Raw genomic sequence first — 22,848 nt, forward strand, 5'->3', positions numbered from 1 at the left:
CGAGCCACACGGGAGGGCGGCCTCGGCGAAGCGGATCATGGCAAAGGCGCCGAGGGGGTCGGTGGAGACCACCCGCCGGACATGGTGACCAGGAACGCGCTGACGTGGGCCGTGAACCACTCCGGGTCGTCGACCCACGGGTAGTGACCGGCGCCGGGCTGCACGGCGACCTCGGCGTTCGGGAACACCTCGGCGGCACGGCGGGCCAGCTCGGGCCGGGGGCCGCCGTCCAGTTCGCCCGCGAGGAGCAGCACCGGTGCGGTCAGCGCGGCCAGGGCGGCGCGGGTGGCGGGCGGGTCGTAGGCGCCGTCGGCGCCGTACCGCTCGGCGGCCTCGTCGTTGAACTCCTCGTCCTCGCGGTCCGCGTGGGCGGCGGCGCCCGCGTCCCAGCGGCCGTAGAAGAAGGGGATGAACGCCGGGTCGAAGTCGCCGCCGTCCTCCAGCCAGGCGCGGAACGCCGGGAACGCGTCGGCGAACCACGGCTCGCCCTCCCGGAGCCGGGCGGCGGCGAGCCGGTGCTCCGTCGTCGCGGGCATGTCCAGCGCCCACGGCGTCGCGGTGATCAGCGCCAGCCGGGCCACCCGGTGGGGGTACCGGGCGGCGTACAGCATGGCCAGGCTGCCGCCCGCCGAGTGCGCGAGGACGTCCATCCGCTCCAGGCCGAGGTGGACCCGCAGCGCCTCCACGTCGTCCACCAGCCGGTCGCACCGGTACGTCGCCGGGTCGTGCGGCACCGCGGAGTGGCCGGTGCCGCGCAGGTCGAGCAGGACCAACCGCCGGTGCGCGGCGAGGCCGCCCAGGTCACCGAGGTACCCGCTGGCCCGCATGGGCCCGCCGGGCAGTACCACGAGGGGGGCGCCGGTACCGCGGAGGTGGTAGGCGAGCTGGGTTCCGTCGGGTGCGGTGAAGGCAGGCATCCCGCGATCCTCACCGCCGCCCCGCGCCCGCCGCAACCCAGTTCCCCGGGGCCCGGGTGGCGTCGCAGAAAGTGCGGCCCCGACCCTTGCCCGCGCCGGGGAACGGCTGGATTACTGATCCATAAGCGCACGACCGAATGATCGGTCGCCTGGATCACGGCGCGGTCGACGAGGGCGAAGGTGGGTGTGTCCATGGCGGACGCGAGCGGGCTGCTGGACGCGGGGGAACGGCTCGACGGGCCGGAGCTGCGGGCGCTGCAGTTGGCGCGGCTGCGGGCCACGCTGCGGCACGCGTACACGAACGTGCCGTTCTACCGCGCGGCGTTCGACAAGGCCGGGGTGGGCCCCGACGACTGCCGCTCCCTCGCCGACCTCGCCCGCTTCCCCTTCACCACCAAGGCGGACCTGCGGGAGACCTACCCGTACGGGATGTTCGCCGTGCCCCGGGAGCGCGTCCGGCGCATCCACGCCTCCAGCGGTACGACGGGACGCCCCACGGTCGTCGGGTACACCGACGGCGACCTGTCGACGTGGGCCGACGTGGTGGCGCGGTCGATCAGGGCGGCGGGCGGGCGGCCGGGGGACACCGTGCACGTGGCGTACGGCTACGGCCTGTTCACCGGCGGGCTCGGCGCGCACTACGGCGCCGAACGGCTCGGCTGTACGGTCGTCCCGGCGTCCGGTGGGATGACGTCCCGTCAGGTGCGGCTGATCCAGGACCTGCGCCCGGACGTCATCATGGTGACGCCGTCGTACATGCTGACCCTCCTGGACGAGTTCGAGCGGCAGGGCGTCGATCCGCGCGGCACCTCGCTGCGGGTGGGGATCTTCGGCGCGGAGCCGTGGACGGAGGCGATGCGGCGGGAGATCGAGGAGCGGTTCGCGATCGACGCGGTCGACATCTACGGGCTGTCGGAGGTGATGGGGCCGGGGGTCGCGCAGGAGTGCGTGGAGACCAAGGACGGCCTGCACGTCCACGAGGACCACTTCTACCCCGAGGTCGTCGACCCGATCACCGGTGAGGTGCTGCCGGACGGGGAGCGCGGCGAACTCGTCTTCACCTCGCTCACCAAGGAGGCCATGCCGGTCATCCGGTACCGCACCCGGGACCTGACCCGGCTGCTGCCCGGCACGGCCCGGGTGTTCCGCCGCATGGAGAAGGTCACCGGACGCAGCGACGACCTGGTGATCCTGCGCGGGGTGAACCTGTTCCCGACCCAGATCGAGGAGATCGTGCTGCGCACGCCGGGCGTGGCGCCGCACTTCCAGCTACGGCTGACCCGCGAGGGCCGCCTCGACGCGCTCACCGTGCGCGCGGAGGCCCGGCCCGACGCCACGCCGGAGGTCCGGGACGCCGCAGCGCGCGCCATCGCCGCGGCGGTGAAGGACGGCATCGGCGTGTCCGTCACGGTGGAGATCGTCGAACCGGAGTCGCTGGAGCGGTCCGTGGGCAAGATCCGCCGGATCGTGGACCTGCGCCCACGCTGACCGGACCAGCCACGGGACCCCCGCCAGTGCTGACCGGACCAGCCGCCGCACCCCCGCCCGCGCTGACCGGACCAGCCGCCGGACCGCCGCCCGCGCTGACCGGACCAGCCGCCGGACCGCCGCCCGCGCTGACCGGACCAGCCGCCGGACCGCCGCCCGCGCTGACCGGCTCAGCCGCGCGGACCGGACCGCAGTGAGGCGAGGACCAGCCGTCCGTAGGGGGTGGTGAGGGCGGCGGCGGTGGCCGCGCAGGCGAGGCCGAGGGCGAGCAGCAGGTGCCAGGGGTCGTCGTCGCCGAGCACCTGGAGCACGGACAGGGCGGTGCCGAGCGGCAGGCCCAGCACGGTCAGCACGCCGAGGGCGCCGGCGATCTGCTGGTTCTCCCGGGCCTGCACGATCCGGCTGTAGTCGGCGGCCTCCGCGACGACGTCCGCGAACAGCTCCGGCAGCCGGTTCTGCGTCTGGAAGGCGCGCAGCAGACCGTCGGCGGGACCGTGCGCGGTCTGGTGGCGCCGCCAGTAGGTGCTGCGGAAGACCGCGATGTGCTGCTCCAGCGCGGCCACCCGCCGCGCCAGGCCGGTGGAGTCGACGAAGAGGGTGGACAGCCCCTCGCTGAGGGCGGCGAGGTGGTCGCGCTGCACCATGCCGAACAGCAGGGCGTCCAGGTGCACGGTGCGGGCCCGCTCCAGCGCCGCCCCGTAGAAGTCGCCGTCGCCGCCGTCCGGGCGGTGCCCCAGGAAGGCCGCGCCGTGGCGGCCGACGAGGGCGCTCCAGTCGGCGGACATCCGCACCGCCTCCTCGGCGACCCGCGCCATCCGCTCCGGCGGTGGCGGTATGTCGGCCTGGGCCGCCCGCAGGGCCAGCGCGCGCAGCCAGCGGTCCGCGGTGCCGGGCAGGTCGCCGTCGTCGCGGCGGAGGGCGGCGGTGTGGGTGGCGTCGGGCGTGAGGAACGCCACGGTGTACGGCCGGGCCAGCGCGAACGGCGTGGTCGGCGGCGCCGCGTCGGCCACCCCGGCGAACAGGGCGGCCGGGTCCAGGGCGCCGGTCAGCGGGTCGGGGAGCGCCCCGGGCCGGTGCCCGATCGCCCGCAGCACCGCCAGCAGGTGCGGCCCTTCGACATCGAAGTGCAGCACGCCGAGGGCCTGCCGGGGGTCCCGGGGCGTCGCCACCCGCAGCACCTCCAGGCCGACCAGGGTGAGCGGGCCCTCGGTCACGGACAGCGTCCGGTGCCACCTGCCGCCGTACAGGACCCGCGCCACCGCGGGCGCGAAGTAGCCGCCGCGGCGTGCCGCGTCCCACGCCGGGCGCTCGTGCCCCCACGGCAACGGCCCGCGCGCCCAGTCCGGTTCGCCCGCCACCGCCAGCGGCACCACCACGGAGACCGCCTGCCGTACCCCTGTCGCGTCCTCCAGCCCGTCAGTCAACTGCCGTACCCGCCTTCCTCATTGGCTCACCACGGACGGACAAGTCCCGCCGGTGTCAGTAGTGTGCGGGACACGTCCGCGCGGTACCGACAGCGGGACGGACCCACGTCGAAAGGCACTGGCGGACATGGCCCTGCTGTTCGTCCTGCTGTTCCTCGGTGCCGGGGGTGCCTGGCTGCTGGCGCGGCGGCGCCGTCGCGCGGCGGTCGCGCCGCTCGATCCGCGGCGGCGCGCGGAGGTGCTGGAGCGGCTGCGGGGCACTGTGCTGCGCGACTGGGCCGCGGAGGCGGAGAAGCGCGGCCTGACCCCCGACGTGCGGCAGCCCCGGCTGCTGCACACGCAGTGGGCGCCCGCCCCGCCCGAGCTGTCGGACGGCACCACCCGGGGGCTCACCGGCAGCACGGCGGACGTGGCCGGGCTGGTCGAGTCGTTCACGGCTCTGGTGCCGCGGCGGCTGGTGGTGATCGGCCCGGCCGGTTCCGGCAAGTCGACCCTGCTGCTGCTGATGCTGCTGGAGCTGTGCCGGGCACCGGAGGACGAGGCGGGCCCCGGCCCCGTGCCCGTGCTGTTCACGCTGGGTTCCTACGACCCGCGCCGCGACCTGCTGGACTGGCTGGCGCAGCGGCTGGCCGCCGAGTACCCCGGCGTCGGGTCGGCGGAGGTCGCCGGGGACCTGCTGCGCGGCGGCCACGTGCTGCCCTGCCTCGACGGCCTCGACGAGATCCCGCGGCGGCGGCTGGCGCGGGTGCTGACCCGTGTCCAGCGGGCGTTCTCGTCCGGCCTGCCGGTGATCCTGGCCTGCCGCACCGAGGAGTACGAGCGGGCCCTCGCCGCCGGTCCGGTGCTGTACCGGGCGTCGGTCACCGAGGCGCGCGAGCTGGCCTTCCCGCACGTGCTGGCCTATCTGCGGGACAGCCTCGGCCGGGGTGGCCCGGCGCACGCGGACTGGGCGGACCTGCTGGGCCGCCTTGAGCACGGCTGGGGCGTGCTGGAGGACGAGGTGCGTACGGCGCGCCTGCGGGGCGAGCCGGTCACCGCGCCGAGCTGGTCGCTGCTCGGGGCGGCGTCCGGGCGGTGGGGCGACACGGCGCTGACGAAGCGCTGGGCGGCCCAGGTGGAGGCCGCGGGGGAGCCGTCCGGCCCGGCCCGGCAGGCCAGCCCCGAACTGCTGGCCGCGCTCGGCGAGGCGCTGACCTCGCCGCTGACGGCGGCCCTCTTCACCGACCTGTACGGCCACCCCGACGCGGACGCCTCCTTCGGGCAGCTCCTGCGGTCCGACCCCGGCCAGGTCAGGGCGGCGGTCCTGGACAACGCGGTCCGGGTCCTCTTCGACCACCGGCTCACCCCGGAAAGCTGGCCGGACGCCCGCCGCCACCTCGCCTTCCTCGCCCGTCACCTGGAACGCACCGACCGGACCGAACTGGCCTGGTGGGAGCTGACCGACGCGGTCCACCACGCCGTCTACGGGGTGCTCCTCGGGCTGCTCGCGGCGGTGGCCGGAGGGGTCACCACGGCCTCCGCCGTCGGTGCCCGCGACGGCGTGCTGGCCGCCGTCCAGTTGGGCCTGGCGGGGCTGGCCACCGGGACGCTGGTGTCCTGGCTGGGGCCGGAGCGGGTCGGGTCCTGGCTGGACCGGGCGCTGCACCGCCTGACCTCGTCGGAGGACCCCGAGCGGGGGCGGCGGGGCGAGGCGCGCTTCGAGCGGCTGTCGACGGCGCTCGCGGTCGCCGGTCCGATGGGCGGGGTGCTCAGCGTGCTGGCCGCCCTCCAGGACGGGCCCGCCGCCGGGCTGCTGGGCGGGCTGGTCTTCGGCCTGCTCTTCGGGGTCCCCGCCGGGATGCTCGGCGCGGGCGGGCCGGTGCGCGGACCGCGCTGGTTCCGGCGCGGCACCGGGTTCTGGCGGCGGGTGCGGGGCGGGGCCGGGACCGGCGCGGCTGCCGGGGCCGTCCTCGGCCTGCTGTTCTGGGCGGTGCTGCGGGCCGCCTCCTCCCCTGCCGCCAGCAACTGGGAGGAGCTGAACCGGGGCACCTACGTGGTGGCCTCGTCCCTCGCGTTCGCCCTGGTGTGCGCGGTGCTGGGCGCCCTGTCGGGGTTCCTGAAGTGGCTCCAGGCGCCCGCGCCCGCCGACGACTCCACGTCCCCGCACGTCCTGCTGCGCGGGGACCGCAGGCTGGTCGCCGGGTGGGCGGTGGCGATCGCCGCGCTGCTGGGTCTGGCCATGGCGCGGATCATGGCGGCCGACGCGGAGGGAGCGGGCCGGGTCGTCGAGGGCGCCGCCCTCCTGGTCGTCGTGGCCCTCTGGGTGCCGCTGGCCGTGCGCACCTGGCCCCGGTACGTGGTCGCGCGCTGCTGGCTGTGGCTCCGCGGCGACCTGCCGCGCGACCTCATGGGGTTCCTGGAGCACGCGCACCGGGTGTCGGCGCTGCGGCAGACGGGCGGCGTCTACCAGTTCCGGCACAAGGACGTGCAGGACCACCTGAGCCGGACGCGCGGTCAGACGGTGCGGAGGTAGGCGGCCAGGGCGGCCGACGCCGCGTCGAGGGCACCGAGGACGACTTCGGCGGCGTCCTCGGGCCCGTCGGCGGCGTCTTGGGGCGCGTCGGGGGCGTCCTCGTCCCAGGCCCCGGACGGCGGTTCCACGGCGGGCGGCGCGGTGCCGGTCAGCAGCCGGTGGGGCTCGCCGAGCGCGGCGCGTACGGCGTCCGTACCGGGGTCGGTCGGGCCCGGGGGCAGCGCGGCGCGGGCGCGCAGCAGCGCCAGTCCGCCGCCGGGGAGGGTGCCCGAGCGCAGCGCGGCGCGAGCGGACCGGGCGGCGCGCTCCGCGAGCGCCGTACGGCGGGGCAGTTCGGCCGCCGTGTCCGCGCCGACCGGCAGGGTCACCGACCGGGAGGTCAGCCAGGCGAGCTGTTCGTCCAGTGCGGCGCGCTCGGCGTCGGAGTCGGCCAGGGCGCGCCGGGCGCGGGCCGACGCGATCCACCGGCGCCGGGCCGCCGGATCGTGGGCGCCGCCGACCAGCACGGTGTCCGCGTCGGAGACCACCGCGAGGTCGGCGCGCCCCAGCACGTCGAACCAGGCGGTGCCCGGCAGCAGCCCGGAGTCCTCGGTGAGCGCCGTGGCACCGGTCAGCAGGGCGAGCGACCGCAGCCGGTGGCCGTGCGGACCGGGCGCGGCGTCGATCCGGACGACCGTGGGGACCGGCCCGTCGGCCGGGTCGCCCAGCCCCCGCAGCAGCGCGCCGCGCGGGTCGGCGGGGTCGGCCGCGGCGAGGACCAGCAGCGATCCGCCCTCGGTGCCGATCCGGCCCCGCAGCCTGCGGAACGCCTCACCGTCGCCCGTCGCCGGGCCGAGCAGCAGCACGTAGGGCCGCACGAGCCGCGTCCGGCGCGTCCAAGGGTCGGTGCCGGGGGCGTCCGCGGTGAACGGCAGGGCGTGTCCGGCGGGCAGCCGCACCCCCGGGCGCTGGACGGGCGCCTCGGTGTCCCGGGTGGCGCCGGGCTCGCAGAGCAGGACGCCGTCCGGACCGGCCAGCAGCGCGGCCTCCGTCACCGCGTCGGCCAGGCGCCGGTCGGCGGTCGCCGCACGGGCGACGGCTCCCGGGTGCGCGCAGGGCCGGGCGAGCCGGGCCAGTCCGGCGCGGGCCCGCTGGAGCGCCGCGGCGGCGCCCCGGGCGACCTCGCCGGGAGCGGCGCCCGCCGCGCACCGCGCGTCCGCCTCCCGGATCAGGGCCGCGGCCAGCACCGCCGCGGTGACCGCCCCGTCCCCCACCCGGACGTCCATCGCACGGGCGGCCTCGATGACGAGGTCGACGGGCGGCTCGGAGTGCCGGAAGTGTTCGGCCACGGCACGGGCGGTCGCCACCCGCACCGGCTCGCCCGCCGGGCCGTACACCGTCGTGTACGCGCGCCAGGGCCCGAGCAGGGCGCCCATCGCCCGGCCGATCGCCGTGACCCCCGTGCTGGCGGGGCGGGTCGGCGGCGGGGCGAAGGTGCCGCGCAGGAGCGCGGCGTGCGGTCCGGCCAGGACGCGCTCGGCGATGAGCCGGGTGGGGACGCCTTCGTTCACGGTGGTGCGGTGCCCGTGGTGCAGGGCCACGAGGGCGCCGCCGTCGCTGACCACGGGCCCGCCCGACGAGCCCTGGAGGGTGTTCGTGCCCCGGTACCTGACCCGGCGGCCGTCGGCGGTGCGGCGGTCGTACGTGGTCTGCGCGTGGTCCGGGGCACGCCGCTGGGAGTGGTGGAAGACGTGCAGCACGCCGCTGCCGAAGGCGTACTCCTCGGGGAGCAGGAGGTAGTGGTCCCTCGGCCGGTCGGTGTCCCGCGGGTGCCGGGCGAGCCGGACCAGGGCGAAGTCCAGTCCGTCCGGCACCCTGGGCACGCCGGGCGCCTCGGGGTCGTCGGTGGCGGGCGGGCTGGAGTCGAGCAGTTCGACGAGCGGGACGCGGACGCCGCCCTCGGCCGGGGGCAGGCCCGTGCCGTCCCGGTGGTCGAAGACGGCGACCATCCCGGCGACCGGCGCGGCGCCCGACGCCCCGAGGTCCAGCCGTACCGCGTGCCCGGCCGTGAGCAGCAGGGCCGGGCCGACGAGGAACCCGGTGGCCACCAGCGCGCCGTCGCGCTCCAGCCGGGCGACACGCCGTGCGGCGGCGGCGAGGACCGCCTGGGAGTCCTGGACGGACTGCATCCCCGCGGTCGGGCGGGTGACGGCCTCAAGTCCCCCGTCGGGCGCGGGTGCCGCGGACGTCACGAGGCGTGCTGACGGACCAGCCGGGCCACGTCCGAGGCGCGCACGGCGAAGTTGCGCTGCCCGGGCCAGCCCTGGAAGTGCAGGGCCACCGCCCGTCCGGTGGCGAGGTCGACGACCGCGGACCCGGAGTTGCCCCGGAGGGTCGTCGCGTCGTGGTGGACCCATCTGCCGCGCTCGGCGCCGGTCAGACAGCCGGGGGCGACCCGCTTGTGCTCGTAGACGCCGTCGAAGATGCGCTCCCGGTCATGGGGGTCGCGTCCGTCGTGGCCGGGGTAGCCGATCACCGCGACCCACCGGCCGACGGTGAGGTCACGGTCCGTCGCCAGCGGAATGGGCCTGGGCCGGGGCTCGCCGTCCTCACCGACGGGGGCGATCCGCAGCAGGGCGACGTCGCGGACGGAGCGGTCCGGTTCGATCCACACCACCTCCGTCACCTTGAAGCGGGACCGTCGTGTGCGCCGGTACTCGTGGTACCAGTCCACCTCCGCGCGCACCTCGCGCTCGGAGATCGTGCGGAACCCGAAGCCGTCACGGAGCCGTTCGGCGAACTTCACGGCCACGTGGCGGTTGGTGACGACCAGCCCCTCGGCCACCAGCCAGCCGGTGCCCGCCCAGGCGAGGGCGTGGTCGTACAGGTCGATCCGGCCGACGCTGGGGAGAACCCGGCCCAGGGTGTGCCGGGCCGCCTGCACCCGGGCGGCGACCACCTCGCTCTCCGGGTCGTCGTCGAAGGTGTCCGGACGTCCGGCGACGGTGTTGTCCCGGACCAGGTAGACCGGGCGCCCGAACTGACGGATGATCGCCTCCAGACCGCCGTCGTCGCCGTCCCAACTGCCCTCGTTCATCCGCTTGACGGCGTCGGCGGCGCGGTCCACGTCGAGGACGCCCTCCAGGGCCCCCACGCTCTCCAGGCCGCCCCTCGCCTCGACCGCGCCCCTGATCTCCTCGAAGCGGTCGAGGAACTCCTCCCGGACTTCCGGGTCGGCGAAGATCTGCGTGTAGTCCATGCCCAGCTCCTCGAAGAGAGAGTTGGACCCGCACGCTACTGGGAACGGGAGGACCCGTCCCGCAGTTCCCGCTTGAGGATCTTCCCGCTGGCGTTGCGGGGCAGTTCGGTGACGAACTCGACGCGTTTCGGGGCCTTGAAGGGGGTCAGCCGCTCGCGGGCGTGGGCGATCAGTTCGGCCTCCGTCACCTCGCCGCGGGGGACGACGAACGCGGTCACCACCTCGATCCACTTGGGGTCGGGCAGCCCGACGACGGCGGCCTCGGCTACGGCGTCGTGGGTGTAGAGGGCGTCCTCGACCTGGCGGGAGGCAACCAGGACGCCACCGGAGTTGATGACGTCCTTCACCCGGTCGACGATCGTGAGGTAGCCGTCGGCGTCGCGGACGGCGAGGTCACCGGAGTGGAACCAGCCGTCCCGGAACGCCTCGGCGGTCTCCTCGGGCTTGTCCCAGTACCCCTCGCACAGTTGCGGGGAGCGGTAGACGATCTCGCCGGGGGTGCCGTCGGGGACGTCCGCGCCCTTGTCGTCGACCACGCGCGCGTCGACGAACAGGACAGGCCGCCCGCAGGAGTCCATGCGGCCCTCGTGCTCGTCGGGGCCGAGGACCGTGGCCAGCGGGCCGATCTCGCTCTGCCCGAAGCAGTTGTAGAACGCGAGCCGCGGCAGTCGGGCGCGCAGCCGCTCCAGGACCGGCACCGGCATGATCGACGCGCCGTAGTACGCCTTGCGCAGGCCGGACAGGTCCCGGGTGGCGAAGTCGGGGCGGTTCGCCAGGCCGATCCACACCGTCGGCGGGGCGAAGAGGCTGTCCGCGCGGCCCTGTTCGACCAGGTCGAAGAGCCGGTCGCCGTCCGGGGCGTCGAGGATGACGTTGGTCGCCCCGATCGCCAGGTACGGCAGCAGGAACACGTGCATCTGGGCCGAGTGGTACAGCGGCAGCGAGTGCGCCGGGCGGTCGCCCGCGCTGAGGTCGAGGGCGGTGATCGCGCTCAGGTACTCGTGCACCAGCGCTCGGTGCGTCATCATCGCGCCCTTCGGCAGGGCCGTCGTACCGGAGGTGTAGAGCAGTTGGACGAGGTCCTCGGTGCGCGGTTCGGGGCCGTCGTACGGCGGTGACTGCGGCAGCCGGGCCAGGAGCGAGCCGTCGGCGTCCCGCAGCGGCAGCGTCCGTACGCCGTCCGGGAGCCGTGCGGCGAGGTCCGGGTCGGTGAGGACCAGGGCGCTGCCGGACTGGCCGACGAGGTAGGCGAGGTCGTCTCCGGTGAGGTTCTGGTTGACGGGGACGTGCACCAGGCCCGCGCGGGCGCACGCCAGGAACGCGATCAGGTAGGCGTCGGAGTTGTGGCCGTAGGCGGCGACGCGGTCGCCGGGCGTGAGGCCCTCGGCCAGCAGCAGGGCCGCCGCGCGGGAGACCGCCTCGTCGAGTTCCTGGTAGGTCCAGACGCGGTCGCGGTACTCCACCGCGACGCGTGCCGGGGTGCGGCGGGCGCTGCGCCGCAGCACCCCGTCAACCGTGCTGCCGTGTCGGGGCGTCATGGGAGATGATCCTCGGTTCGCGGGCCGGGCAGGTCAATACCGGCGCGCCACCACGCGACATACCCGCTGGTACGCTCAACCGCTCCTTCCCCCGATGACGTTGGGAGGCACGATGCGCGCCCGTCTGAGACGGCTCGTGGTCACGGCCGTCGCCGTGCTCACCGCCGCGACCACGCTGCCCGCCGCGGCGGCCGATCGCCACGACCGCCAGGAACAACACCCCACGCACGGCGGTCTGTCGGCCGTCGTGCGGTACACCGAGTACGGCGTCCCGCACATCGTCGCGCGTGGCTACGCCGACCTCGGCTTCGGCACGGGGTGGGCGCAGGCCGCCGACCAGGTGTGCGTGCTCGCCGACGGTTTCGTGACCGTGCGCGGCGAGCGCTCCCGGTACTTCGGGCCCGACGCGGCGCCCGACTTCTCGCTCTCCTCGGCCTCCCGGAACCTGACGAGCGACCTGTACTTCCAGGGCGTGCGGGACGCGGGCACCGTGGAGCGGCTGCTCGCGCGGCCCGCACCGGCCGGGCCCAGCCGGGAGTCGAAGGAGCTGATGCGGGGCTTCGCCGCCGGGTACAACGCCTGGCTGCGGCAGCACCGGGTCACCGACCCCGCCTGCGCGGGCGCCGACTGGGTGCGGCCCATCACCGCCCTGGACGTGGCCGTGCGCGGGTACGCGCTCGCCGTGCTCGGCGGACAGGGGCGGGCGGTGGACGGCATCACCGCCGCCCAGCCGCCCACGTCGGCGACGGCCGGGTCCGTGGACCCCGCCGACGCGGCCCGTGCCGCGCGTGAGCTGTTCGCCTCGGACGCCGCCGACATGGGGTCCAACGCGGTCGCGTTCAGCGGCGGCACCACCGCGAACGGGCGCGGACTGCTGCTGGGCAACCCGCACTACCCCTGGCAGGGTGGCCGCCGGTTCTGGCAGTCGCAGCAGACCATCCCCGGCGAGCTGAACGTGGCGGGCGGTTCGCTGCTCGGCTCCGCCACGGTGTCCATCGGCCACAACGCGCACGTGGCGTGGAGCCACACCGTCGCCACCGGAGTGCCGTTCAGCGTCCACCAGCTCACCCTCGACCCGGCCGACCCGACGGCGTACCTCGTCGACGGCAGGTCGGAGCGGATGACGAAGCGCACGGTCAGTGTCGCGGTCGGCGGCGGCGAGCGGGTGACGCGCACCCAGTGGTGGACGCGGTACGGGCCGGTCGTCACCTCCCTCGGCGCCGCGCTGCCGCTGCCGTGGACGGCGACGACGGCGTACGCCCTGAACGACCCGAACGCCACCAACCTGCGCGCCTCCGACACCGCGCTCGGCTTCTCGCGGGCCCGCGGTACGGCGGACGTGCGGCGGGCGCTGGCGCGGACGCAGGGGCTGCCGTGGGTGAACACCATCGCCGCGGACTCCCGGGGGCACACCCTGTTCACCCAGTCGCAGGTGCTGCCCCGCGTCACCGACGAGCTGGCGCGGCGCTGCTCCACCCCGCTGGGCCGGGCCACGTACCCGGCGTCCGGGGTGGCGGTCCTGGACGGCTCCCGGGGTGACTGTTCGCTCGGCCGGGACGCGGACGCCGTGGAGGCGGGGATCTTCGGGCCCGCGCGGATGCCGACGCTGACGGACCAGGAGTACGTGGAGAACTCCAACGACAGCGCCTGGCTGGCCAACGCGGACCGGCCGCTCACCGGGTACGAGCGGGTCTTCGGCAACGTGGGCACGCAGCGCAGTATGCGCACGCGCGGCGCGCTGGAGGACGTGGCGGCGCTGGCGGACCGCGGCCGACTGACCGTACGGGACCTCCAGGGCCAGCAGTTCGCCAACCGGGTGCCCGCGGGCGACCTGGCCGCGGCTGACGTGGCGCGGGCCTGCGCGGCGCTGCCCGGCGGGACGGCGACGGGCAGTGACGGCACGGTCGTCGACGTGTCGGCGGCCTGTCCGGTCCTCGCGGACTGGGACCGGACGACGGACACGGACAGCCGGGGTGCGCTGCTGTTCGACCGGTTCTGGCGGAAGCTGACGGCGTCGGTGCCCGGGGAGCGGCTGTGGAAGGTGCCGTTCTCCGCGTCCGACCCGGTGGCCACCCCGAACACGCTGGACACCTCGGTCGCCGGGTTCGCCACGGCGCTCGCGGACACCGTGGCGGAGCTGCGGGCGGCGGGCATCGCGCTGGACTCCCGGCTCGGGGAGCACCAGTTCGTGGTGCGCGGCGGCGAGCGCGTCGCCGTACCCGGCGGCACCGAGTCGCTGGGCGTGTGGAACAAGGTGGAGCCGGTCTGGGACCCGGCGCACGGCGGCTACACGGAGGTGACGACCGGGTCGAGCTACATCCAGGCCGTCGGCTGGGACGGCGGCGGCTGCCCGGTCGTGGCCCGCACCCTGCTGACGTACTCCCAGTCCTCGGACCCGGGCTCGGCCCACTACCGCGACCAGACCCGGCTGTTCTCGACGGAGAAGTGGGTGGCCTCCCGGTTCTGCGAGAAGGACATCATGGCGTCGCCCGCGCTTGAGGTGGTCCGGGTGCGCGAGCGGTAGGCACGCTCACGGGGGGCGGGTGCGGCCCGCCCAGTACGGGTCCCGCAGCCGCCGCTTGTACAGCTTGCCGTTGGGGTCGCGGGGCACCTCGGTGACGAAGTCGACGCTGCGGGGCCGCTTGTGGCCCGCGAGGCGTGCGGCGCGGTGGGCGAGGAGCGCGGCGGCGAGGGCGTCGCCGGGTTCCTCGCCCGGCGCGGCCTCGACGACCGCCCGTCTGCACGGGCGCAGGATGCCGGTTCGCTCCGGGAGGGGGAAGAGGTTCGCTGACAGCCCGTCAGATGACCGATGGCGAACGCCTGGTTGACACGCTCCCCGTCTGACACGAAAGTTTCACCGCGCAAGGTGATCCCGGAAAGATACTTTCAGGCGCTGCGGGAGGACGACCCTCGATGACCGACACCAGACGTGGCCTGACCCGACGTCAACTGAACCGCGGCGCGCTGGCCCTGGGCGGCGCGCTCACCCTGGCCCCGCTCCCCGCGGGCCCGGCGTCCGCCTCCTCGCGCCACGGCACCCTGCGCCCCGGCACCCCGGAAGAGGCCGGACTGCTCGCCGCCCCGCTGCGTCAACTCGTCGCCGACGCCGAGGCGTTCCTCGGCCCCTCCCCCAGGCACCCCTGGTACGCGGGCGCCGTGCTGCTCGCCGGGCGCGGCTCCACCGTCGCCCTGCACCAGCCGATCGGGACGGCGGTGCGCTACGCGGCGTACGACGAGGAGACCGACACCGGCGTGGAGTTCCCGGCCGCCGAGCAGATTCCGATGGCGAAGGACACCGTCTTCGACCTGGCGTCGGTCTCCAAGCTGTTCACCTCGATCCTCGCCGTGCAGCAGATCGAGCGGGGCGCGCTGGAGCTCCAGGGCGCGGTCGGCTCGTACCTGCCGGAGTTCGCGGCGGCGGGCAAGCAGGACATCACCGTCCGCCAGTTGCTGACGCACACCTCGGGGCTGCGCTCCTGGATCCCGCTCTACACCGCGCCGACGTACGAGGAGAAGCTGGCCCGCATCTGGAACGAGGCGCCGCTCAACCCGCCCGGCACCCGCTACCTCTACTCCGACCTGAACCTGATCACGCTCCAGCTCGTCCTGGAGCGGATCACCGGCCGCCCGCTGGACGCCCTGCTGCACGACGAGATCACCGGCCCGCTGGGGATGCGCCACACCCGCTACAACCCGCCCGCGTCCTGGAAGCCGAGGATCGCCGCGACGGAGGACGCCCGGCAGCCCTGGTCCGGCCTGGACCGCGGCCTGGTGTGGGGCGAGGTGCACGACGAGAACGCCTTCAGCCTGGGCGGCGTCGCGGGCCACGCCGGGGTGTTCTCCACCGCCTGGGACCTCGCCGTGCTCGGGCGGACACTGCTCAACGGCGGCGTGTACGACGGGGCGCGCGTCCTGCGGGAGGAGTCGGTGGAGCTGATGTTCACCGACTTCAACACCGACTTCCCCGGCGACGAGCACGGCCTCGGCTTCGAGCTGTACCAGCACTGGTACATGGGCGCGATGGCCACCCCGCACACCGCCGGGCACACCGGCTTCACGGGCACCTCCCTCGTGCTGGACCCCAGCACCGACTCCTTCCTCGTCGTGCTCGGCAACTCGGTGCACCCCGTGCGCAGTTGGCGGTCGGGGTCGGCGCCCCGGGTGGCCACGGCCAACCAGTTGGCGCGGGCGGTGCCGGTGCGTCCGGTGTACGGCCGTAGCGCCTGGTTCTCCGGGATGGCGAGCGGCGCCACCGCGACGCTGACGCTGCCCGCGCTCGACACCTCGGCCGGGGGCGCCCGGCTGCGCTGCGCGCTGTGGTGGGACACCGAGCCCGGCGCCGACCCGCTGACGCTGGAGGCGTCCACCGACGACGGCGAGAACTGGCTGCCGGTGCCCTTCACGGCGGCGGGCGAGGAGCACCCCTCGGGGTCGGTCACCGGCTGGTCGGGACGGGTCTGGCACCGGCTCACCGCCGACCTGCCCGCCGCCCGCGCGCTCACCCTGCGCTGGCGGTACACGACCGACCGGCTCTACGTCGGCCGGGGCGCGTACGTCGACGGGCTGCGGGTGGCGGCGGGGGACGCCGTCCTCTTCGACGAGGCACGCCCACGGGACGCGGCGCGACTGGCGGCGGTGGGGTGGACGCCGTCCGGGGACTGAGCCGGCGTTGGCGGGCGGCGGCGCCTTGTCGGCGGGCAGGGGTGCCCCGCCAGCGGGCGGGGCGGCTCGTCAGCCGGGGACGTCGAGCCGCTGGGTGCCGATGACCGACAGCAGCCGCAGCGCCTCCTCGGCGGGACTGCCGGGGACGGCGGTGTAGATCACCACCCGCTGGTCGCGGTCCGCGATGTCCAGGACGTCGCAGTTGACGGTGACGGGGCCGACCAGCGGGTGGTGGAAGGTCTTGCGGAGGGTGGACGTGGCGACCACGTCATGGGCGGCCCACAGCTCGGCGAACTCGGCGCTGCCCGCGAGGAGTTCCGCGACCAGCTCGGTCACCTCGGGGTCGCCGGGGTAGCGGGCGGCGGCGGCCCGCAGGTCCAGGGCCGCCGTCCGCGCGAACTCCGCCGTGTCGGAGACCCCGTACAGCGGCTGCCCGTGCGGGTCGCGGGGGCTGAGGAAGACACGCCGGATCAGGTTGCGGTCGCGGCGGGGCAGCGCGGAGAAGTCCTCCATCAGGGCGGCGGCCAGGTCGTTCCAGGCGAGCACCTCATGGGTCGCGGAGAGGACGATCGCGGCGGCCTGCGGCAGCCGGCGCAACAGGTCGACGATGCTCTGCCGCACCTCACGGGACGGGCCGGGCGGCGGTCCGGGCGGGGCCCCGGCGAGATGGTGCAGGTGGTCGCGTTCGGCGTCCGTCAGGCGCAGCGCGCGGGTCAGGCCCGAGAGCACCTCACGGGACGGGCGGGGGGCGCGGGCCTGTTCGAGGCGGGTGTAGTACTCGGTGGAGATGAACGCCAGTCGCGCCACCTCCTCGCGGCGCAGGCCGGGGGTGCGGCGCCGCCGCCCCGCGGGCAGGCCCACGTCGGCCGGGGTGAGGCGCTCGCGTCGGCTGCGCAGGAAGTCGGCCAGTTCTCGTCGGTCCACGCCCCCAGTGTGCGCGCCCGCCGGACGGCCCAGCCAGGTACCGCCGGTGCCTGGATGCGGAACCGGGCGGGGCGCAGGCTCGACGGCATGAACCACACCACGGACACCACACCCACCCCCACCCCCGCCGGGCTGCTCGCCGGGAAGGTCGCCTTCGTCACCGGCGCCGGTCGGGGCATCGGCGCCGCCGCGGCCCGGCTGTTCGCCCGGGAGGGCGCGACGGTGCTGCTCGCGGCGCGCACGGAGGCGCAGCTCAAGGCGGTCGCCGAGGAGATCCGCGCGGCGGGCGGCACCGCCGACCACACCGTGTGCGACCTCGCTGACGCGGCGAGCGTCCGGGCGGCCGTCGAGCGGACGGTCGAGTCGTACGGCCGTCTCGACGTCGCCTTCAACAACGGCGCGACGGCCCAGGAGCCCGGCCCGCTGGACGGGATGCCGGACGCCGACTTCGACCACGTGTACGCCGTCAACCTGCGCGGCCCCTGGCTCGCCATGAAGGCGGAGGTCGATGCGATCCGCCGCACCGCGGGGCGCGGGGCGATCGTCAACACCTCCAGCGTCGGCAGCCTGCGGGCCAACCCGCTGCTGCCCGCGTACGGCGCGGCGAAGCGGGGCGTCAACAGCCTCACCGCCTCGGCCGCCGCGACGTACGGTCCGGAGGGCATCAGGGTCAACGCGATCGCGCCGGGCGCCACGCTGACCGAGATGATGTACGAGTGGGACGAGCGCACGCCGGGCGTCATCGACCAGTTCGCCGCCCAGGCCCCGCTGCGCCGGGCGGCCCGGCCCGAGGAGGTCGCGGAGGCCGCGGCCTGGCTGCTGAGCGACCGCGCGTCCTTCGTCACCGGGGCGGTGCTGGCGGTGGACGGCGGCATGACCGCGTGACCGCGTGGCCCCGCAGGGCGTGGGCGGGCCGGGACACCCAGGGTGCCCCGGCCCGTTCCGCGTCCCGTGGGTCACTCGCTGAAGACGGCCTTCTGCACCTCGTTGGGCCCGTCGAAGCTGTTCCGCTTCAGGTGGTCGAGTTCGCTGACCACCTTCTCGTCGGCGTGGTTGCGGCGGGCGCAGTCGACGAGCGACTTCTTGTCCGCCGGGTACTCCATGCCGCTGAGCGCCTTCTGGAGATCGATGGGGCTGAGGTCGGCCATGGGAACCTCCCGTGGGGAGCCACGGTCACGGCGCACACACCGCGACCGCTTTGTGCGGATTTACGGGCCTTTTCCCGGTACCCACGAGGGCCGGTCGCCATGCCGGGTGGTCAGCGCCCGCCGTCCTCCAGCACCGCCATCGCCGCGTTGTGCCCGGGAACCCCGCTCACCCCGCCGCCGCGCACCGCGCCCGCCCCGCACAGCAGCACGCCCGGGTACCGGGTCTCCACCCCCCAGCGCCCGGTGCCCTCCTGGGCGTACGGCCAGCTCAGCTCGCGGTGGAAGATGTTGCCGCCGGGCAGCCCCAGGTCGCGCTCCAGGTCCACCGGCGTCTTCACCTCGATGCAGGGCCTGCCCTCGGCGTCGGTGGCGAGGCAGTCCGCGATCGGTGTGGTGAGGTGCGCGTCGAGCTGGGCGAGGGTGCGCGCCAGCAGCTCGTCACGGACGGTGTCGTGGCGGTGCCGGAACAGCCGGGCGGGGGTGTGCAGCCCGAACAGGGTGAGCGTCTGGTAGCCGCGCTCGGCCAGCTCCGGGCCGAGGATCGAGGGGTCCGTGAGCGAGTGGCAGTAGATCTCGGAGGGCGGCGCGGTGGGCAGTTCACCGGCCGCGGCCTCGGCGTGCGCCGTGGCGAGCTGCTCGTAGCCCTCCGCGATGTGGAAGGTGCCCGCGAACGCCTCCCGCGGGTCGACGGAGCGGTCCCGGAGCCGCGGCAGCCGCTTGAGCAGCATGTTCACCTTGAGCTGCGCGCCCTCGGCGGGCTCGGGCGGGGTGTCGCCGGTGAGCGCGGCCAGCTCCCGGGGGGAGGCGCCGACCAGGACGTGCCGGGCGGTGGCCACGCCCTCGCCGTCGGCGGTGCGGTAGGTGACCTCGGCGGTGCGCCCGCCGCTGTCGACGCGGACCGCCTCGTGGCCGGTGGCGAGCACGGCGCCCGCCGCCCGCGCGGCGTCCGCGAGCGCGCCGGTGAGGGCGCCCATGCCGCCGACGGGGACGTCCCAGGCGCCGGTGCCGCCGCCGATCACGTGGTAGAGGAAGCAGCGGTTCTGCTTCAGGGACGGGTCGTGGGCGTCGGCGAAGGTGCCGATGAGCGCGTCCGTGAGGACCACGCCGCGCACCACGTCGTCCGCGAAGCCCTCCTCGATCGCGACGCCGATGGGCTCCTCGAACAGCGTCCGCCAGGCGTCCTCGTCGTCGACACGGCGGCGCAGCTCGTCCCGGGTGGGCAGCGGCTCGGTGAGGGTCGGGAACACCCGCTCCGCGACCCGCCCGGTCATGCCGTACAGCCGCCGCCAGGCCGTGTACTCGCGCTCCGAGCCGGTCAGCCGCGCGAACGCCTCCCGGGTGCGCGCCGCACCGCCGCCGACCAGCAGCCCGGTGGCCCGCCCGGCGCGCTCGACGGGGGTGTACGAGGAGATCGTGCGGGTGCGCAGGGTGAAGCTCAGCCCGAGATCCCGGACGATCTTCCGCGGCAACAGGCTGACCAGGTAGGAGTAGCGCGACAGCCGGGCGTCGACGCCCGTGAAGGGGCGGCTGGAGACGGCGGCGCCGCCGGTGTGGCCGAGCCGCTCCAGGAGCAGCACCGACCGCCCGGCGCGGGCCAGGTAGGCGGCGGCGACCAGACCGTTGTGGCCGCCGCCGACGATGACGGCGTCGTAGGCGCCGGAGGGCTGGGGTGCGGTCATGGTCCTTGGTAACACGGGATGATCCACACCGGCCAGACGACGGCCGCACGCCGTCGGCCTCAGTGGCCGCCCGCCGCCTGCCGCTGCCGCAGCACCGCCACCCTGCGGTACACCTCCCCCGCCTCGGCGCCCCGCCCGAGCTGCTCCAGGCAGTGCGCCTCGTCGTTGCGGCTGGCGAGGGTGTCGGGGTGGTCGGCGCCGAGGACGCGTTCGCGGGCGGCGGCCACCGCGCGGTACTCCGTGAGCGCGTCGGGCCAGCGGCCGAGCCAGCCCAGGGCGACGGCGATCTCCCGTCGGCTGACCAGGGTGTCCGGGTGGTCGGCGCCGAGCACCCGTTCCCGCAGGGCGCACAGGTCGCGGGACTCCGCGAGGGCCTCCTCCCAGCGGCCGAGCCGACCGAGGCTGACGCCGAGGCCGTGCCGGGCGCGCAGCGTCTCGGGGTGGGTGGCACCGTGCACCCGCGAGCGGTCGCCGACGAGGTCCTCGTACACCTTCAGCGCCTCCGCGCCCCGGCCGAGCCTGCCCAGGCAGATGCCGGTCTCGTGGCGGGCGGCGAAGGTGTCGGGGTGGTCGGGGCCCAGGGCGCGGGCCCGGCCGTCCGCGACCTCCTGGTAGCAGCGCAGGGCCTCCGACCAGCGGCCGAGCTGGCCGAGCGCGTAGGCGACCTCGTAGCGGGTGACGAGGGTGTCGGGGTGGTCCGGGCCGAGCACCCGGGCGCGGGCGGCGGCCACCTCGGCGGCCATCCGGTAGGAGTCCTCCGGGCGGCCCAGCCTGCCGAGGTTGAAGGCGAGGTTGTGGCGGCAGCGCAGGGTGTCGGGGTGGTCCGCGCCCATGGTGCGCTCCCGGGCGGCGAGCACCGCCGTGTACTCCTGGTGCGCCTCGAAGGGTCGGCCCATCTGCCCGAGCGCGTACGCCGTCTCCTGGCGGGCGGCGAGGGTGTCCGGGTGGTCGGCGCCGAGGACGCGTTCGCGGACGCGGGCGACGTGGGTGTACTCGCGCAGGGCGTCGTCGGGGCGGCCGGTGCGGCTGAGGGTGAAGGCGATCTCGTACCGGCTGGCGAGGGTGTCGGGATGGTCGGCCCCGAGCAGCCGCTCCCGCTCGGCGGCGACCGCCCGGTGCACCTCCCCCGCCTCGGCCCAGCGCCCGAGGCGCCCCAGACTGAGCGCCGCGTTGTGCCGCCCGGCCAGCGCGTCGACCACGCTGCGCGACGGGACGGGCGCGGGCTCCTCGACGACGTCGGAGTCGGGGTCGGAGTCGGGGTCGGGGACTGGGCCGGAGGACTCGGAGGACTCGGAGGACGACGGTACGGCGGTCCACGCGGCGGACAGCCCGGCGACCCCGTGCGGCGGCGTGTCCCGCGGACCGGCACCCGCGGCCTTGTGCCCGGTGGTCATCCCGCGCGTCCAGGACGGCAGCCGGGGATCGCGGTCCACCGCGGGCGGCCGGTGGGACACCTCGGACTCACGGCCCGCCAGGACGGCGGAACCGCCCGCCCCCTCCGCGACGGTCGCGGTGCTGGCCGCGAAGCGGGCGGCGCTGATCCGGTCGACCAGCTCGCGGGCGTCGCGCGGGCGCTCCTCGGGTGCCTTGGCGAGCAGGTCGAGGATGAGCCGCTCCAGATAGCCGGGGAGTTCGGGACGGTGCTCGCGCGGCGGCCGGGGCGGGGTGTCGCGGTGGCCGATCAGGATCGACCAGGCGTCCTCGAGGTCGAACGGCGGCACCCCGGTGGCGAGTTCGTACAGCACGCACCCCAGCGAGTACAGGTCGCTGCGCTGGTCGACCTCGTCCCCGCCGATCTGCTCCGGGGACATGTAGTGCGGGGTGCCCATGGCGACGCCGGTGCCGGTGAGCCGGGAGGTGAACCCGATGTCGGCGCCGAGCCGGGCGATGCCGAAGTCGCAGATCTTCGCGGTGCCGTCGGTGAGCCGGACGATGTTCGCCGGTTTCAGGTCGCGGTGCACGATGCCCTGCTGGTGCGTGTAGGCGAGGGCGTCGGCCACCTGTTCGGCGATGTCGACGACGTCGGACACGGGCAGCGGGTGCTGCTTGTTGTCCTCCAGCACCTGGCTGAGATTACGGCCCTGGAGGAGCTCCATGACGAGGAAGAGCACCCCCTCGGACTCCCCGAAGTCGTGCACCACGGTCACCCCGCGGTGCTGGAGCGCGGCGGCCACCCGCGCCTCCCGGCGGAACCGCTCGCGCAGCACCCGGGTGAACGACTGGTCGTGGTGCGGGCCGTGGGCCTTGAGGCACTTCACGGCGACCTGCCGCCCGAGCGACTCGTCCCGCGCCCGCCACACCTCCCCCATCCCCCCGCGTCCGATCACCTCGAGCAGTTGGTACCTGCCCTGGATCAGCCTGGACTCCGCCATCTCCCGCCGTCGCCCCCGTTGTCGATGTGCTCACTGCCCTCCCCTGGCCCGTCCAGTATGGCGACAGGTGGTCCGACTTTGTACGGCGCGGGGCGGGCGCCGGGTCCGAGCCGCGCCATCGCCCGCAGGATGTGCTTGGGCGGAAGCTGCCAGCGCAGCCGATCGGGTATCGCGCGCAGCACGGCACCGGCGCGGCGCAGCCGACGGGAGACGCTGTCGGGGTCGGGTGCGGCCCGCCCGTACAACGCGTGGGCGTACGGCGGGAGGGAGTCGTACGCCAGCCGGGCCACCCGGCGCCAGAGCAGCTCCCGGGCCGGGACGAGCAGCGGATGGATGGGCGGGCGCCGCAGGAAGGCGTCGACCTCCCGCGCCTCCGCCCCGGCGGCCAGCTCGGGCACGGCCGCCTCGAAGTAGGCGTCCATGGCGGCCCGGTCCCCCGGCACGTCGTCCGGCCTGAGCCCGACGAGCCGGGCGCTGACGCGCTGCTCGGCGAGGTAGCGGTCAGCGGCGTCATCGCCGAGCGGGTAGCCGGAACGGCGCAGCACGTGCAGATAGGAGTCGACCTCGGCACAGTGCACCCACAGCAACAACGCGGGTTCGTCGATCCCGTACCGCTCCCCGGTCTCCGGGTCGACGGCCCCCAGCAGCCGATGGATCTTCCGCACCCGCGCCCCGGCCCGCTCGGCGGCCTCGCTGGTGCCGTAGGTAGTGGTCCCGACGAAATCGGCGGTACGCATCAGCCTCCCCCAGGCGTCCCGCCGAAAGTCGGAGTTCTGCATCACCCCACGCACGGCACGCGGATGCAACGCCTGAAGATAGAGAGCACGAACCCCGGCAACCCACATCATCGGGTCCCCGTGCACCTGCCAGGTAACAGAGCCTGGCCCGAACAGTCCAGGATCAGCTTCAAGGTCATGGGCCTTCATAACGGCAGTGTGACCAGGCT

Annotated in this window: 16 protein-coding genes and 1 pseudogene; 6 read left to right on the forward strand and 11 right to left on the reverse strand. The window is 75.4% G+C overall.

Annotation, left to right across the window (positions count from 1 at the left end; all coding sequences use genetic code 11):
* Positions 1 to 35: 35 nt before the first annotated feature.
* On the reverse strand, positions 36 to 917 hold the full coding sequence (locus ACFQZ6_RS02450; RefSeq protein WP_381604681.1) for an alpha/beta fold hydrolase: 882 nt from the start codon (positions 915 to 917) through the stop codon (positions 36 to 38).
* Between the two features lie 192 nt (positions 918 to 1,109).
* On the opposite strand from ACFQZ6_RS02450, the gene paaK reads away from it, so the two are divergent.
* Both paaK and ACFQZ6_RS02460 read left to right on the forward strand, forming a co-directional pair.
* Positions 1,110 to 2,405 (forward strand): phenylacetate--CoA ligase PaaK, encoded by a 1,296-nt coding sequence (paaK, locus tag ACFQZ6_RS02455; protein ID WP_381604682.1) that lies wholly within the window; start codon positions 1,110 to 1,112, stop codon positions 2,403 to 2,405.
* Positions 2,406 to 2,431: 26 nt separating this feature from the next.
* Positions 2,432 to 2,602 carry a hypothetical protein gene (locus tag ACFQZ6_RS02460; RefSeq protein ID WP_381604683.1) on the forward strand — a complete coding sequence of 57 codons (171 nt, stop codon included), beginning with the start codon at positions 2,432 to 2,434 and terminating at the stop codon, positions 2,600 to 2,602.
* On the opposite strand, the gene ACFQZ6_RS02465 is transcribed toward ACFQZ6_RS02460, so the two are convergent.
* Positions 2,576 to 3,829: a hypothetical protein gene (locus ACFQZ6_RS02465; protein WP_381604684.1), complete on the reverse strand. Its 1,254-nt coding sequence runs from the start codon at positions 3,827 to 3,829 to the stop codon at positions 2,576 to 2,578. The genes ACFQZ6_RS02460 and ACFQZ6_RS02465 overlap by 27 nt on opposite strands.
* A gap of 127 nt (positions 3,830 to 3,956) precedes the next feature.
* Between ACFQZ6_RS02465 and ACFQZ6_RS02470 the strand changes: the two genes are divergently transcribed.
* Positions 3,957 to 6,341, forward strand: coding sequence for a hypothetical protein (locus tag ACFQZ6_RS02470; RefSeq protein ID WP_381604685.1), 2,385 nt, complete (start codon positions 3,957 to 3,959; stop codon positions 6,339 to 6,341).
* Here the strand turns inward: ACFQZ6_RS02470 and ACFQZ6_RS02475 are convergent.
* The 3 genes from ACFQZ6_RS02475 to ACFQZ6_RS02485 are packed head-to-tail and all read right to left on the reverse strand — an operon-like array spanning position 6,323 to position 11,117.
* Positions 6,323 to 8,572, reverse strand: coding sequence for a TCP-1/cpn60 chaperonin family protein (locus ACFQZ6_RS02475; protein ID WP_381604686.1), 2,250 nt, complete (start codon positions 8,570 to 8,572; stop codon positions 6,323 to 6,325). The two genes, ACFQZ6_RS02470 and ACFQZ6_RS02475, sit on opposite strands and share 19 nt — an antisense overlap.
* Complete coding sequence (locus ACFQZ6_RS02480) at positions 8,569 to 9,579, reverse strand: trypsin-like serine peptidase (protein WP_381604687.1); 1,011 nt, start codon at positions 9,577 to 9,579, stop codon at positions 8,569 to 8,571. Before ACFQZ6_RS02480 ends, ACFQZ6_RS02475 begins: the two co-directional genes overlap by 4 nt.
* A 35-nt stretch (positions 9,580 to 9,614) precedes the next feature.
* Positions 9,615 to 11,117, reverse strand: coding sequence for an acyl-CoA synthetase (locus tag ACFQZ6_RS02485; RefSeq protein WP_381604688.1), 1,503 nt, complete (start codon positions 11,115 to 11,117; stop codon positions 9,615 to 9,617).
* Between the two features lie 112 nt (positions 11,118 to 11,229).
* Between ACFQZ6_RS02485 and ACFQZ6_RS02490 the strand changes: the two genes are divergently transcribed.
* Positions 11,230 to 13,641 carry a penicillin acylase family protein gene (locus ACFQZ6_RS02490; protein WP_381604689.1) on the forward strand — a complete coding sequence of 804 codons (2,412 nt, stop codon included), beginning with the start codon at positions 11,230 to 11,232 and terminating at the stop codon, positions 13,639 to 13,641.
* Positions 13,642 to 13,647: 6 nt separating this feature from the next.
* Here ACFQZ6_RS02490 and ACFQZ6_RS02495 read toward each other — a convergent pair.
* Positions 13,648 to 13,854 (reverse strand): annotated as a pseudogene (locus ACFQZ6_RS02495) (acyl-CoA synthetase); the annotation flags it as partial.
* A gap of 176 nt (positions 13,855 to 14,030) precedes the next feature.
* Here ACFQZ6_RS02495 and ACFQZ6_RS02500 point away from each other — a divergent pair.
* Complete coding sequence (locus tag ACFQZ6_RS02500) at positions 14,031 to 15,779, forward strand: serine hydrolase (protein ID WP_381604690.1); 1,749 nt, start codon at positions 14,031 to 14,033, stop codon at positions 15,777 to 15,779.
* A 69-nt stretch (positions 15,780 to 15,848) separates the two neighbouring features.
* Here the strand turns inward: ACFQZ6_RS02500 and ACFQZ6_RS02505 are convergent, their stop codons facing one another.
* Positions 15,849 to 16,703: a helix-turn-helix transcriptional regulator gene (locus tag ACFQZ6_RS02505; protein WP_381604691.1), complete on the reverse strand. Its 855-nt coding sequence runs from the start codon at positions 16,701 to 16,703 to the stop codon at positions 15,849 to 15,851.
* An 87-nt stretch (positions 16,704 to 16,790) separates the two neighbouring features.
* Between ACFQZ6_RS02505 and ACFQZ6_RS02510 the strand changes: the two genes are divergently transcribed.
* The gene (locus tag ACFQZ6_RS02510) at positions 16,791 to 17,588 is read left to right on the forward strand and encodes an SDR family NAD(P)-dependent oxidoreductase (protein ID WP_381604692.1); all 798 of its coding nucleotides are present in this window, start codon (positions 16,791 to 16,793) and stop codon (positions 17,586 to 17,588) included.
* A gap of 71 nt (positions 17,589 to 17,659) precedes the next feature.
* On the opposite strand, the gene ACFQZ6_RS02515 is transcribed toward ACFQZ6_RS02510, so the two are convergent.
* The 4 genes from ACFQZ6_RS02515 to ACFQZ6_RS02530 form a co-directional block, all read right to left on the reverse strand.
* Positions 17,660 to 17,851, reverse strand: a complete 192-nt coding sequence (locus tag ACFQZ6_RS02515; RefSeq protein WP_381604693.1) for a DUF2795 domain-containing protein — start codon at positions 17,849 to 17,851, stop codon at positions 17,660 to 17,662.
* Positions 17,852 to 17,961: 110 nt separating this feature from the next.
* Positions 17,962 to 19,530 carry a phytoene desaturase family protein gene (locus ACFQZ6_RS02520; RefSeq protein WP_381604694.1) on the reverse strand — a complete coding sequence of 523 codons (1,569 nt, stop codon included), beginning with the start codon at positions 19,528 to 19,530 and terminating at the stop codon, positions 17,962 to 17,964.
* A gap of 59 nt (positions 19,531 to 19,589) precedes the next feature.
* Positions 19,590 to 21,902, reverse strand: a complete 2,313-nt coding sequence (locus ACFQZ6_RS02525) for a serine/threonine-protein kinase (protein ID WP_381604695.1) — start codon at positions 21,900 to 21,902, stop codon at positions 19,590 to 19,592.
* Positions 21,884 to 22,828 carry an oxygenase MpaB family protein gene (locus ACFQZ6_RS02530; protein WP_381604696.1) on the reverse strand — a complete coding sequence of 315 codons (945 nt, stop codon included), beginning with the start codon at positions 22,826 to 22,828 and terminating at the stop codon, positions 21,884 to 21,886. The genes ACFQZ6_RS02525 and ACFQZ6_RS02530 overlap by 19 nt, the downstream gene beginning before the upstream one ends.
* Between the last annotated feature and the right edge of the window lie 20 nt (positions 22,829 to 22,848).

The sequence above is a fragment of the Streptomyces flavalbus genome (assembly GCF_042674625.1).
GTDB classification, from domain to species: domain Bacteria; phylum Actinomycetota; class Actinomycetes; order Streptomycetales; family Streptomycetaceae; genus Streptomyces; species Streptomyces flavalbus.